The sequence below is a fragment of the Vibrio profundi genome (genome assembly GCF_043642225.1).
In the GTDB taxonomy this organism is placed as follows: Bacteria; Pseudomonadota; Gammaproteobacteria; order Enterobacterales; family Vibrionaceae; genus Vibrio; species Vibrio profundi_A.
This window is the reverse complement of sequence record NZ_JBHZSF010000012.1, coordinates 14,334-28,984: the sequence shown is the minus strand read 5'-3', so window position 1 is coordinate 28,984 and position 14,651 is coordinate 14,334. Positions and strand designations below refer to the sequence as shown.

Below are 14,651 nucleotides of genomic sequence, written 5' to 3'. Positions count from 1 at the left end.
GGTAAATATTTAAACACTTAGAAGCAGTAATGTTGTATATATAGAATAGAGTGTTGAATTGTTAGAAATGCCATATTAATAATAGGTATAAATATTCTTTAGCACGTTTTTGGCTAGTGGTTATTCAAGGATAGAATAATGATCAAACGTAAAAAAATATCCATTCGATTTACTGTCGGAGGTATGTTTTTAATTGCAACCATACTTACTGCAGTTGTTGCGGTTTCCCTTCAATACTATTTCAGCAAGAAGATGGCTACGGAACACACCCTTTCGAAGCTTTCTATGGCTTCAGCAGAACTAAGTGATTATGTTGGCAAACTGGACTCTGATGCGGAAAACACCGCAAAGTTGTTAAGCTCCATCAGTCGGTCGTTAGAAGATCAACTGACTCGTAAAGAAGTGAGAAATATCTTATCGGAAGCAATCAAAGATAATCCACTTTTTTATAGTATTTACCTTGGCTCAAGTGACGACACTTTTTTTCAAGTCATTAACTTGGAATCATCGCCAATAGTCCGAAACAAGATAGGCGCGAGCGAGGATGATCGCTGGGTTGTGATCGAAATCCATGGTGATAAAGCGAATCGAATTCGTAGCACACAATTTTATAGCGAAGACTTTACTCTTAGAGCCAATGTCATTTCAGACAGCAATTACTTTCCTTCATCGCGGCCTTGGTTTGTTGCTGCGACACTAGAAAATGTCGAAAAGACTAAACCTTACCTCTTTCAGCACTTAAAGATCACAGGTCAGACGTATTCATTAGAAATTGAAGGCAAAAATAGAAAAGACCTTCGTCATGTCATTGGTATTGATATTGTTCTTTCTTCTGTTGCTAACAAGATGTCAGCTACGGCGCTAGGGCTAGAATCAGACAGCCAGGTAGAGTCATTTTTGTTTAGTAAGTCTGGCAACTTGATTGCTTCGAACAAGCCACAGGTTGATACGAGTGACTTACCAGAAGTCGAAGCGTTGAAACTAACGAAAGAGCAGCAGCAAACGGTACAGTCGGTAAAATCGCTATTGATATCTAACCAAAATGACTGGGCTCCAATGGATTTCGCGGTGTCGGGTAAACCTCAGGGTTACGTGATTGACCTTCTAAATTTAGTAGAGTCAATGACGGGAATCGATTTTGAATTTGTAAACGGATTCACCTGGGCTGAGTTGGTAGATAAGTATCAAAACAACTCTTTGGATGGTCTACAGTCGTTACAAAAATCGAATGAGAAAGAGATAGTTGGGGCATATTCCGCGCCACTATATGAACTTCCGTTTTCGGTTGTCACCCAAAAAGGGGTCAATTCGATCAATAACTACTATGAATTGAACAATAAGAAAGTGGCAATTATTGAAGGGTGGTCAATCTACGATCGCTTAACGCAAGATTTTTCCAACGTCGAGTTGGTGGAGTACCCTGATACTGAAACGGCATTAAAATCTGTTGTGAAGGGCGAATCGTTCGCGATGCTAGACTCAAGAGCAGTATTGTCGAGTGGTTTGGATATGTACTTCCACACAGAGTTGTACTTGCATGAACCCTTGGCTGACCTTAAAAAGCTATATCCTTCACAATTTCATATTGTGCTTCAGCCTCAATATGCTGACCTTATTCCTATCATCAACTTAGCTTTAGAAAACATTCCACTCGAAGCGAAAGTCATCCTAAAAGAAAAGTGGCTTAATAGCCGTCTAACGCGTAAAGAAAGTATGGTGCCTTATACAGAGCTTTTTGAGCTTTCTCATAATGATCAGCTTCAAGGGCAAATGGTCCAACGTCAAATCAATGGGTTAGATAAGTATCTCTATGTTAAACCAATCTCAACGGGTCGCGAAAGCCGTGAGTATTTTGCAGTTGTTATTGACCAAAATGAGATCTACAGCAGCGTTGTCGATCGGTTACAGACTTCTATAGGTGCTACGGTTCTGTTGATGTGCTTGACGTTACCTGTGGCATGGATTTTTGGAGCGCCAATTGTTCGCCCGATCAAGCAGCTTAGAATTGAAACTGAAAAGATTAAGAATCGCGATTATGACAATGTTGACTTGGTTAATACGCCAATCAAAGAAGTGTGGGAGCTTTCTCAAGCAATCAAGGAAATGTCTAACGAGTTAAAAGTCTACGAAGAATCGCAAGAAGAGTTTGTCGAAGCTTTCATTCGACTTATCGCACAAGCAATCGATGATAAGTCTCCATACACGGCTGGTCACTGTAATCGTGTACCTGAATTAGGAATGATGTTAGCGGAGGCTGCCGAGAAAAGCGACGTTGGCAAGTTTGGCGATTTCAAGTTTGCCAATGACGATGAGCGACGTGAGTTTAGAATCGCGGCGTGGTTGCACGATTGTGGCAAGATAACAACGCCAGAACATATTGTTGATAAAGGCACTAAACTTGAAGCCAACTACAATCGTATTCACGAGATTCGCACTCGTTTTGAGGTACTTTGGCGTGACGCTGAGATTAGAGCACTTAAATCTCAGCTTGCTGGTGACATGACTCAAGAAGAGATTGAGCAGACTCTGAAAAAGGACCACAGAGCGCTTACTGAGGACTTTGAATTTATCGCGAATACCAATGTTGGCGGGGAGTTTATGAGCAACGATAAAGTCGAAAGAATTAAAGAAATAGCAGAAACGACTTGGGTTAGGCATTTTGACAATAAACTTGGCTTATCACCAATAGAGGAACTGATTGTTGCGGATATCGAGCAAACATTGCCTGCAAAAGAAAAATTACTTGCTGATAGAGCGGATCATATTGTCCAGCGTCTAAATGATGTCGATTACGATCCTAAATACGGTATTAAACTTCATGTACCGGAGCTTCAGAGTAATTTAGGTGAGATCTATAACCTATCTATAACTCGTGGCACATTGACAGCAGAAGACAGATTTAGAATTAACGAGCACACCATTAGCACGATAAAAATGCTAGAAAATTTACCGTTCCCTAAAGAGTTGAGCCGAGTTCCAAGGTACGCGTCAACTCACCATGAGACATTGAAAGGAACTGGCTATCCAAGACAGCTTACAGGCGATGATTTGTCGATACCTGAACGAATCTTGGTCATAGCAGATATATTTGAGGCATTAACCGCAGCGGATAGACCTTATAAGCGAGCGAAGCCTGTCAGCGTGGCCGTTGATATCATGTATAAAATGGCAATGGATGATCATCTTGACCTTGAATTGTTTAGGCTGTTTTTGACCAGTGGAACTCATGTTCGTTATGCCGAGACTTATCTGAAACCTGAACAAATCGATTACGTCGACATATCTAAGTACTTAGGGCACAGTCAAGCCGCTTAGATTCTCTGATATTCGTTATTTCACAAAGCGCACTGACAGTGCGCTTTTGTTTCTAGTGCTTAAAGACCGCAATTTTGTTCAATAAATCAGTTTTCTGTTTGGTTAAGGTAAGCCAATGTTAAGGAGGATTTATGGAACATTTAGTAGTTGCGATGTGCGTGTTTGCATTAGTTGGTGCTACCTCGCCAGGGCCTGTCAATTTGGTCGCGACGAGCACAGCAGCAAACTTTGGATTTGCTCGAACGCTGTTATTTGTAAGTGGTGCAAGTGTCGCTTATGCGTTGATAGTGTTTGTGTCGGGAAATTTGTTAGGGCTGCTGGTGAATTGGTTGCCTAACATTGAGCGTACTATGCAAATAGTAGGAACGATGTTTTTGCTCTACGTGGTTAAACAAATAGCGTGTGCCCCCTATGAAGCGATTGAGCAGCAAAGTCAGCGAAAAGTACCTAGTTTGGCTTATGGAGGTTTGATGCAATGTATTAACCCCAAAGCTTGGTTGGTTGCGATGTCTGGGATTAGTTTATATGTTGTAGGACAGGATTCCCTGCGCCTGCACCTGATTACGTTTACACTTATTTCGTTAGTCGCTTGTTTTATTGGGGTGTCTTCTTGGGCCGCTATTGGGCATGTAATTCGTCGTTACTTACAATCTGAGGTTCAACAACGTCGGTTTAATGTAGTTATGGCCAGTTTATTGTTGGTGTCCATTAGCAGTATTTGGTTATAGGGAGAGTAGTTTGGCAAGGGATAATACAGTTGCGTTCAAACAAAGTACTTTGTTGCCGCAAATAGAAATACGTATAGCGAATCGCTCAAATGCTTGTTATGACGCCCATTCACATGATGAGTTTTCATTTGGCCTGATCGATTGCGGGCAGGCGACATATACGAATTTGGGTAAAAACAACCAAATTGGTCAGGGAGACATTGTCACTATCAATCCGAGTGATGTTCATTCTTGTAACCCTGAACACGGCGACTGGTCTTACAAAATGCTTTTTGTTGATAGTCTATGGATGGGCAGCATTCAGCAACAGATTCTAGGAAGTCGTGCTTTCGATTATTATGCGTTTCTTAATCACTATGAAAGGAATGAGAGAGTGAAACGCTCGTTTTCTGCTTTGTATAATAGCTTAATGGTTGAAGATAGTGTTTTAGAAGCAGAAGCTAGGCTCTACGATTTTATTGATGTTAGCTTCTACCGGTCTTCGACTAGCACTAGATTGAACCTACCGAGCCAGCCACATTTATCACGAGTAAAAGAGAAGCTACTTGATAATGTCGACATTAATTTATCTCTCTCCGATTTGGCCGATGAAGTAGGGGTAAGCCAGTATCATTTGATCCGTAGTTTTAAGCAGTACTACGGGTTGTCACCTCACGCTTACCTTTTAGATGAACGAATCAAGCGTGCTAAACACATGCTTAAACTCGGCGTGACAATTGTCGACACTTCTGCATCGCTTGGGTTTTCTGATCAAGCTCACTTCCAACGCAACTTTAAGAAGCGAACCGCAGTTACACCAAAGCTTTACCAATCATTTTTTAGTTAATCTCTCTGGTTTCCTCTTAGTCACTCCACATCATACCTTAGTCTAAATTGTCGACAATTCTCTTGATTGTCGACACTCTTATCGTCTATTTTATATTCATAGGAACAAATTGTAGACAATGTGAGTTAAGTACTGACTCATTTAAGAGTGAACGAATATGAATAGTGTCTTTCCCGCGGGTAGTGAAACAAAGAGTAAGAATGGTGATAAAGAAAACACCAAGTCTGAAAATCTGACCGAATATCTCATCGAAGCGATTGTTGAAGGGAAAATTGCACCTGGCAGTAAGATATCTGAACCAGAGCTAGCTAAACGCTTTGAAGTCAGCAGAGGCCCATTACGTGAAGCCATCATGCGAGTTGAAGGGCTAGGTCTGATCGAACGTATTCCTCATGTAGGGGCTCGAGTGATTACCTTCTCGCCTGAAAGGCTGATTGAACTGTATGCAGTAAGAGAAGCGTTAGAGGGGATGGCGGCTCGGCTGGCTGCAAGGCACATTTCTGATGAAGAGCTAATTGCACTGGAAGGGTTGTTGTCGACACATTCAAATCATATCGAAGAAGTCGAAGGCTCTTCATATTTCCACCAACATGGTGATTTTGATTTTCATTATCGAATTATCAAAGCCAGTCGTAACAGCCAGTTGATCACGCTTCTTTGTAACGAACTCTATCATCTACTGCGCATGTATCGATACCAAGTTCCACGCTCTTCCTCTCGACCTGAACAAGCATTGGATGAACATAAGTATATTCTGCAAGCCATCAAGAATCGCGATGAAGAGCTCGCTGAAATGCTCATGCGTCGTCATATTTCGGGGAGCAGAACATTAATAGAGCAGCAAATAACAACCGAATTGAAATAGGTGGTGTTGGTAAGCTGCAAAGCGCCATGCATCCTCTAGATTAGTAATAAAGGAATAATCTGATGAACAAAGGAGAATCAGTTATGAGTTTAAGCCCGGGGGCAAAATTTCGACAAGCAGTCGCCGTTAATGAACCTCTGCAAATTGTCGGTACGATTAACCCATATTGCGCGATGATGGCCAGAAATCTAGGGCATCAAGCGATTTACCTTTCTGGCGGAGGTATCGCCAATGCCTCATACGGGTTACCCGACTTAGGAATAACCACATTGAATGACGTGCTGGTGGACGTAGAGCGTATTACTAACGCTTGCGATTTACCTTTGCTTGTGGACATCGATACTGGTTTTGGTGGTGCTTTTAATATTGGTCGCACTATTAAAGCGATGGAAAAAGCCGGGGCCGCAGCAGTGCACATGGAGGATCAGGTAGCGCAGAAACGTTGTGGACACCGGCCGAATAAAGCGATCGTCAGTCAGCAAGAAATGGTCGATCGGGTAAAGGCTGCCGCGGATGCACGTATTAATGAAGAGTTTGTCTTGATGGCGAGAACTGATGCGTTGGCCGTTGAAGGTATTGATAGCGCAATAGACCGAGCAATAGCTTGTGTTGAAGCCGGAGCTGACATGATTTTCCCAGAAGCGATGTCAACGCTAGAGCAATATGTTCAGTTCTCGAGCGCGCTTGAATCTGCAACGGGGAAACATGTTCCGATTTTGGCGAATATCACTGAGTTTGGGCAAACCCCTTTGTTTAATACTCAAGAGCTAGCCAATTCGAAGGTTGATATGGTGCTTTATCCTCTGAGCGCGTTCCGAGCGATGAATAAAGCGGCTGAAATGGTATACAGCCACCTGTTGCAAGAAGGCAATCAAGAGGCTTTGCTTGGCGGTATGCAGACTCGAAAAGAGCTTTACGCGCACCTTAACTATCATGAGTACGAAGACAAGCTCGATCAGCTATTTAAAGAAAACTAAATTACACACTCAACATAATCCAATAACGTGAAAATACTGAGCGTAGTGAGAGTTACTCATAGCAAACTTGCTTAAAGTACAAGCGACAAAGAGCGCACACACGCGAAGTCAGAAAAGGAGTTCACAATGCCTAATTCATCAACTTTAGGCGGCGCAGGCCTACGTGGCCAAAGTGCTGGAACAACATCATTATGCACTGTCGGGAAATCGGGGACTGGACTGACTTATCGAGGGTACGATATTTCAGATCTGGCAAATAATGCACAGTTTGAAGAAGTTGCCCATTTACTACTCAGAGGGCATTTACCAGACCAACAAGAATTAGATAACTACAAAACCCAGCTTGTTGGCTTGCGTGGCTTACCTGAATCGCTTAAACAAGCCTTAGAGCTTATCCCTGCATCTGCACACCCTATGGACGTCATGCGTACTGGGTGCTCTATGTTAGGAAACCTAGAGCAAGAACAAGACTTTTCAGAGCAGCTCACAGCCACGGAGAGAATGCTAGCGCTTTTCCCTGCCATTATTTGTTACTGGTATCGCTTCAGCCATGACGGCGTTCGAATTGATACAACAGATCACAGTGAAGATTCCATCGGTGGTTATTTTCTAAAAATGCTGACTGATAAGTCTCCGTCAGAGCTACATAAACAAGTTATGCATTGCTCGCTAATTTTATACGCAGAGCATGAATTCAATGCCTCAACCTTTGCTGCCCGTGTGTGTGCATCAACATTGTCTGATATCCACTCATGTGTGACGGGAGCAATTGGTACTCTACGCGGGCCATTACATGGCGGTGCGAACGAAGCGGCAATGGAAATGATCGAAAATTGGCAAACTCCGGATGAAGCTGAAGCAAAGATCTTAAAAATGTTGCAAAACAAAGACAAAATCATGGGATTTGGCCACGCCATTTATCGTGAAAGTGACCCAAGAAATGCGTTGATCAAACGCTGGTCGAAAGAGTTGTCAGGAAGTGTAGGGGATACACACTTATACGCCGTCTCAGAGCGCGTTGAATCGGTCATGAAAAGAGAAAAAGGGCTGTTTTGTAACGCTGATTTTTTCCATGCGTCGGCATATCACTTTATGGATATCCCTACTAAATTGTTCACACCTATCTTTGTCATGAGTCGGCTAACAGGTTGGGCGGCACATGTATTCGAACAGAGAGTGAATAATCGAATCATCCGACCTAGCGCAGACTATGACGGGCCCGAGCATCAAGATTGGCTGCCAATCGAGCAACGATAATTGGGTGTGACCGGGATAGGTCACAATATGGATACCGTGGTGAGGTGTTTGTTTTCATTCATTTAAATGTGAACAGCACTTCATCCCACACGCCTTTGGATGGAATTATGGATAACCCAAACACGACTTCAGCCGACTCTAATTACCAGTATCGTAAAGTATTGCCTAATACAAGCCATGAATACTTTGATGCACGTTCAGCTGTGAATGAGATAAAAGCGGGCGCTTATGAAAAGCTACCTTATACATCGAGAATACTGGCTGAAAATTTAGTAAGACGCTGTGAACCTGAGAAGTTAGTTGATTCACTGAGTCAGATTATTGATAGAAAAAGAGACTTAGATTTCCCTTGGTATCCGGCCCGTGTCGTTTGTCATGATATTTTAGGACAGACAGCTTTGGTCGATTTAGCAGGGCTTCGCGATGCGATTGCCAAGCAAGGTGGTGACCCAGCTAAAGTGAATCCAGTGGTCGAAACACAGCTAATCGTTGACCACTCCCTTGCGGTTGAGCATGCCGGCTTTGAATCCGATGCATTTGAGAAAAACAGAGCCATTGAAGAAAGGCGAAATGAAGACCGCTTTCACTTTATCGAGTGGTGTAAAACGGCCTTTGAAAACGTCAGTGTCATTCCCGCGGGAAATGGCATCATGCATCAAATTAACCTCGAGAAAATGTCTCCAGTTGTTCAAGTAAAGAATGGGATTGCTTTTCCTGATACCTGTGTGGGGACAGATAGCCATACCCCTCACGTAGATTCACTGGGAGTTATCGCGATTGGGGTCGGAGGCTTAGAAGCAGAAACGGTCATGCTAGGTCGCCCATCGATGATGCGTTTGCCCGATATTGTTGGTGTTAAATTAACAGGGAAACGACATCCTGGCATCACGGCGACGGACATCGTTTTGGCGATTACTGAGTTTCTTCGAAAAGAGCGAGTGGTCTCTTCATACCTAGAGTTTTTTGGTGACGGGACCAAAGACCTAACCATTGGAGACCGAGCGACGATTTCTAATATGACGCCGGAGTACGGTGCAACTGCTGGCATGTTCTACATCGACGAACAAACCATTAATTATTTGAAGTTAACAGGCCGAGATTCAGAACAGGTCGCCTTAGTAGAACAATACGCTAAGCATACGGGATTGTGGGCGGACGATTTAGATAGAGCAGAATATGAAAGAGTGCTTGAATTTGATTTATCGTCAGTGACACGAACTCTTGCTGGTCCATCAAACCCTCATCGCAGATTACCGACATCAGAATTGGTGAATCAGGGTATTGCGAAAGTGAAGCCGCAAGAAGTCCAAGAAGATAAAGAGCAACTGCCTGATGGCGCTGTCATTATCGCAGCAATAACTTCATGTACCAATACGAGTAATCCACGAAATGTTGTTGCTGCGGCGTTGCTAGCAAGAAAAGCCAATGAGCTTGGGTTAGTGCGTAAGCCTTGGGTGAAAACTTCTTTTGCACCAGGGTCTAAAGTTGCAAAGCTGTACTTAGAAGATGCAGGTTTACTTGAAGATCTCGAAGCGCTTGGTTTTGGGATCGTGGCCTACGCTTGCACGACTTGTAACGGAATGAGCGGTGCATTATCACCTGAGATTCAGCAAGAGATTATTGACCGAGATTTGTATTCTACCGCCGTTTTGTCGGGCAATCGAAATTTCGACGGCCGCATACACCCATACGCGAAACAGGCCTTTTTAGCATCCCCTCCGCTTGTGGTGGCTTACGCTTTGGCAGGAACGATTCGTTTTGACATTGAAGCTGATTCACTCGGAAAAGATAAGCATGGGAACGCGGTATTTTTAAGTGATCTTTGGCCTAGTGATGAAGAGATTGATGCCGTCGTCAATAAACACGTTAAGCCAGAACAATTTAACCAGATTTACGTTGAAATGTTTAAAGAAGACGGATCCCAAACAGTGTCTGAGCCACTTTATGATTGGCGCGAGATGAGCACATACATCAGACGTCCACCTTATTGGGAAGGCGCACTTGCTAGTCCAAGAACGCTGAGTGGAATGAGGCCATTGGCTTTACTTGGAGACAATATCACGACAGATCATTTGTCACCTTCTAATGCCATATTGGCAAATAGTGCTGCGGGCGAATATTTAGCCAAAATGGGGCTGCCGGAAGAAGATTTTAACTCCTATGCCACGCATAGAGGTGACCACTTAACTGCACAACGAGCGACATTTGCCAATCCTAAGTTATTTAACGAGATGGCGCTTAGTAGTGGCAAGCCAATGCAAGGCTCATATGCGAGAGTCGAACCTGAAGGAAAAGTGGTTCGAATGTGGGAAGCGATTGAAACTTATATGGAGCGCAAGCAGCCCTTAATCATCATCGCTGGCGGAGATTATGGCCAAGGTTCCTCACGAGACTGGGCGGCAAAAGGGGTTCGTCTTGCTGGTGTAGAAGCGATTGCAGCAGAAGGCTTTGAGCGTATTCATCGTACTAACTTAGTCGGCATGGGCGTGTTACCGCTAGAGTTTAAACTGGGCACAACCAGACGAACGCTTGAGCTTGATGGCACAGAGTTGTACGACGTGATCGGAAACATCGCCCCTAGTGCTGACCTAGTTCTTGTCATTACCCGCGCTAATGGTGAAAAGCTTGATATTCCAGTTACTTGCCGATTAGACACTGCTGATGAAGTCTCGGTTTATCAAGCTGGTGGGGTACTTCAACGTTTTGCTAAAGACTTTTTGGCTCAGTAAAAGGGGGTGACGAATGATTAAGTATTCAAGTCAACCTATGCCGGAAGAGCTGAAAAAGCAGTCTCAACAAAAAATTGCGGCAACTTATATGCGCGGTGGAACGAGCAAAGGAGTGTTTTTTAACTTTGATGATTTACCCGTTGAGGCACAGGAACCAGGTTTTGCTCGTGATCAGTTGTTACTTAGGGTGATAGGCAGCCCGGATCCTTATGGTAAACAAACGGATGGAATGGGCGGGGCAACCTCGAGTACCAGTAAAGTGGTTATTGTGTCGAAAAGTACTCGTCCTGAGCATGATGTAGACTACCTTTTTGGCCAAGTATCAATAGATAAACCTTTTGTAGATTGGAGTGGTAATTGCGGCAATTTATCTGCGGCAGTTGGGCCTTTCGCAATTCATAGCGGGCTAGTCGATGCGTGCAAGATACCTGAAAGTGGTGTGGTCAAAGTACGTGTTTGGCAGGCTAATATCGGAAAAACCATCGTGGTTCATGTACCAATACGAAATGGCCAAGTTCAGGAAACCGGTGAGTTCGAACTGGACGGTGTGACATTCCCGGCCGCTGAAATTCGGGTCGATTTTGTCAAACCTGCAGATGAAAGTGGCTCGATGTTCCCGACAGGTAACTTACTTGATGACCTAGAGATTCCTGAGCTCGGAGTACTACGTGCCACCATGATTAATTCAGGGATCCCAACCATCTTCGTCGATGCTCATTCAATTGGTTATGACGGTACAGAGCTTCAGGACTCCATCAATAGTGATGAAGCGGCACTCGCGATGTTTGAAAGCATCCGAGCTCATGGAGCCATGAAAATGGGACTAATCAGTTCGCTTCCTGAAGCTGAACAGAGACAACACACACCTAAAGTTGCATTCGTATCTGCCCCAAAAAGCTACGAGTCTTCGAGCGGAAAAAGCATTGAGTCCGAACAGATTGATCTTTTAGTCAGAGCACTATCAATGGGCAAGCTTCATCATGCCATGATGGGTACCGCAGCAGTTGCGATTGCTTCAGCGGCATGTATACCAGGGACTTTGGTAAATGAAGCTGCGGGAGGTGGAGAAAGAGAATATGTAGAGTTTGGCCATCCCTCTGGCACTTTGAAAGTTGGCGCAACAGCTTTTGACGAAGGTGGTGATTGGCAAATTGAAAAAGTCATTATGAGCCGAAGCGCTCGCATAATAATGGAAGGTTGGGTACGAGTCCCATATTAGCCCATTAGCTAGAAATTACATTAAAGCGCACTAAAAAGGTAGGTCTCAAGGATCATACCTTAGCTAAGTGCACCTAAATTCTAGTGATTAAAGGGTCACTATTGTTCATGGAGAAACAATATGTCTGCTTATTTTGAAGAATATCAATGGGCTCAAACGCAGCCTGAATCATTTTGGTTGGCGCAATCAGAAAAGATCGATTGGTTTGAGAAACCGAAAACGGCATTAGCAAAAGACGAAAATGGAATAGAACGTTGGTTTCCTGATGGATTACTCAACACATCGTGGCTAGCGTTGGACTACCATTGTGAGCAAGGTCGTGGTAACAAAACAGCGATTGTATATGACTCGCCAGTTACTGAAACTAAACAAACTTACACCTATCGCGAGCTACGTGATCAAGTAGCGAAAATAGCTGGAATGCTTGCCAATCAAGGGGTTAAAAAAGGGGATCGCGTTGTTATTTATATGCCAATGATTCCTCAAGCGGCGATGGCGATGCTTGCGTGTGCGAGAATTGGCGCGATTCATTCTGTCGTATTTGGTGGCTTTGCCCCTAATGAGCTTGCGGTTCGGCTAGAAGACGCTGAGCCTAAGGTTATCATGACGGCTTCCTGCGGCATTGAAGTGAATAAGGTGCTTCCTTACAAGCCTTTAGTGGACAAAGCGATTATGGAAAGCCGTTGGAAACCAGAGACTGTAGTGGTGTTTCAAAGGCAACAGCTTGAATCTGAGCTATCAAATGAACGCGATTTGGACTGGGAAAAAGCAGTGAATGAAGCGCTGCCTCATGCTTGTGTACCGGTTGTAGCAACCGACCCGTTATACATATTGTACACGTCTGGCACGACGGGTAAGCCAAAAGGTGTTGTCCGTGATAATGGCGGCCATGCGGTCGCGATGAAGTATTCCATGAGTGCTATCTATAACATGCCACAGGATGGTGTTTACTGGGCTGCTTCTGATGTCGGCTGGGTGGTTGGGCATTCTTATATTGTCTACGCGCCACTGATTCATGGCTGTACCACGGTTCTGTTTGAAGGAAAACCGGTGAGGACGCCGGATCCTGGCGCTTTTTGGCGAGTGTGCGAAGAGTATAAAGTCGATGTGTTATTTTCTGCTCCAACGGCTTTTCGTGCGATCAAAAAGGAAGACCCTGAAGGTAAATACTTATCGCAATACGACCTTTCACGCCTGCAAACCATATTCATGGCTGGTGAACGTTTAGATCCTCCTACATTGGATTGGGTGCAATTAACGAGCGGTAAGCCCGTTATCGACCATTGGTGGCAGACAGAAACCGGCTGGGCAATAGCTGGTAACCCTGTGGGCCTTGAACTTATGGAAGTCAAATCAGGTTCTGCCACTAAGCCGATCCCCGGGTATCAAGTTGAGGTGTTAAGTGAGACTGGCGATAAAGTAGAAGCGAACAAGCAAGGCTTTGTTGCATTGAAAAGGCCATTACCGCCAGGCTGCTTGCCTACCGTATGGCGTAACCATGATCGCTTTGAGTCCGGTTATCTCAGCCAGTTTGACGGGTATTACGTTTCGGGAGATGGTGGCTATCTCGATGGTGACGGTTACTTATTCATCATGGGGCGAATCGATGATGTAATCAATGTTGCTGGTCACCGTTTGTCTACTGGAGAAATGGAAGAGATAGTAGGCGCTCATCCAGCCATTGCGGAATGTGCAGTCGTGGGAGTCCACGACGAGCTTAAAGGTCAATTGCCGCTTGGCTTTGTGGTGCTAAAAGACGGGATAAAAGTCGATGATGTCGAGCTAGAAGGAGAACTGGTCGGTAAAGTCCGTAGTGAAATAGGTGCGGTTGCATGTTTTAAGCATGCTCTGGTCGTGGAGCGATTGCCGAAAACTCGTTCTGGGAAGATCTTGAGGCGAACCATCCGTCAGATTGCTGATGGTGAGCAGTATGTGGTGCCATCGACCATTGACGACCCATCTAGCTTGAATGAACTAGAGCAAAGGTTAAAAAATAGCTGAATTAATCTCTAGAAGATTGGTTAAGGCATGAACGAGGAAGCGGCTCTGTGGTTTGAAGGAAATACAGAGCCGCTTTTCCGTGTTAAGTAAGCTGAGCAGTATAAGAGCTTGAATTAAAAATAATTAGCAAACAAACGCGCGGGTTTCTTGTTATAGGAAGCAAGATGGTTACACTAAGGATCTACATGTTTAATGAGCCTAAGAAGTCTAAATATGACCCTATCCATTCGTTCCGCGAAGCATACAGATTTAGAGCAGCTTAACGATTTGATGTTTAAATTGCATGATGAACATCATCAATCAGAGCCTGAACATTTCAAGACGGCGGAAGAAATCGAACAAGAGAAAAGCATCGCTCGTTATTTGGATGATCCAGAATGCGTCGTGTACGTTGCTGAAAGTGATTCAGTGATTGCAGCCTTTATAACCGGGCACTTCTGCGAACTGACTTCAAGTGTAAGCAAGCCGGTTTTAATGGGCAGTATTGATGAACTGTATGTTCTTCCTTCTCATCGACAATATGGTGTGGCAAAGCAGTTATTAAAGCAGATTGAAGACACATTTCGTCTGTATGGTGTAAAACAGACCTTCGTAGAAGTTTGGGACTTTAACCAAGCCGCTATTTCGCTGTATCAGAACTCCGGTTTTGGCCACCATATTCATTGGCTCAGGAAGGCGATGATTTAAGAGGTATACGATAAAGTTTTCGTATAATCAGCCAATTGGCTCGGCTA

At 44.1% G+C, this 14,651-nt stretch carries 10 protein-coding genes; all 10 read left to right on the top strand.

Annotated elements, in window-relative coordinates:
• The first annotated feature begins 141 nt into the window (after positions 1–141).
• The 10 genes from ACHUFI_RS16720 to ACHUFI_RS16675 all read left to right on the top strand — a co-directional run bounded on the left by ACHUFI_RS16720 (position 142) and on the right by ACHUFI_RS16675 (position 14,604).
• Positions 142–3,315, top strand: coding sequence for an HD domain-containing phosphohydrolase (locus ACHUFI_RS16720; RefSeq protein ID WP_394251386.1), 3,174 nt, complete (start codon positions 142–144; stop codon positions 3,313–3,315).
• A 131-nt stretch (positions 3,316–3,446) separates the two neighbouring features.
• A complete protein-coding gene (locus ACHUFI_RS16715; RefSeq protein ID WP_394251149.1) occupies positions 3,447–4,043 on the top strand; it encodes a LysE family translocator in 597 nt (198 codons plus the stop codon).
• A 10-nt stretch (positions 4,044–4,053) separates the two neighbouring features.
• Positions 4,054–4,869, top strand: coding sequence for an AraC family transcriptional regulator (locus ACHUFI_RS16710; RefSeq protein ID WP_394251147.1), 816 nt, complete (start codon positions 4,054–4,056; stop codon positions 4,867–4,869).
• A gap of 157 nt (positions 4,870–5,026) precedes the next feature.
• Positions 5,027–5,734, top strand: a complete 708-nt coding sequence (locus tag ACHUFI_RS16705; protein WP_394251146.1) for a GntR family transcriptional regulator — start codon at positions 5,027–5,029, stop codon at positions 5,732–5,734.
• Positions 5,735–5,817: 83 nt separating this feature from the next.
• Positions 5,818–6,711, top strand: coding sequence for a methylisocitrate lyase (gene prpB / locus ACHUFI_RS16700; RefSeq protein WP_394251145.1), 894 nt, complete (start codon positions 5,818–5,820; stop codon positions 6,709–6,711).
• Between the two features lie 126 nt (positions 6,712–6,837).
• Positions 6,838–7,968: a bifunctional 2-methylcitrate synthase/citrate synthase gene (gene prpC, locus ACHUFI_RS16695; protein ID WP_394251144.1), complete on the top strand. Its 1,131-nt coding sequence runs from the start codon at positions 6,838–6,840 to the stop codon at positions 7,966–7,968.
• A 107-nt stretch (positions 7,969–8,075) separates the two neighbouring features.
• Entirely contained in the window at positions 8,076–10,697 is a 2,622-nt protein-coding gene (gene acnD, locus ACHUFI_RS16690; RefSeq protein ID WP_394251142.1) for a Fe/S-dependent 2-methylisocitrate dehydratase AcnD, read from the top strand.
• A 13-nt stretch (positions 10,698–10,710) separates the two neighbouring features.
• Positions 10,711–11,916, top strand: a complete 1,206-nt coding sequence (gene prpF / locus ACHUFI_RS16685) for a 2-methylaconitate cis-trans isomerase PrpF (RefSeq protein WP_394251140.1) — start codon at positions 10,711–10,713, stop codon at positions 11,914–11,916.
• Between the two features lie 120 nt (positions 11,917–12,036).
• On the top strand, positions 12,037–13,917 hold the full coding sequence (locus ACHUFI_RS16680) for a propionyl-CoA synthetase (protein WP_394251138.1): 1,881 nt from the start codon (positions 12,037–12,039) through the stop codon (positions 13,915–13,917).
• Between the two features lie 213 nt (positions 13,918–14,130).
• On the top strand, positions 14,131–14,604 hold the full coding sequence (locus ACHUFI_RS16675) for a GNAT family N-acetyltransferase (protein WP_394251136.1): 474 nt from the start codon (positions 14,131–14,133) through the stop codon (positions 14,602–14,604).
• The last annotated feature ends 47 nt before the right edge of the window (positions 14,605–14,651 follow it).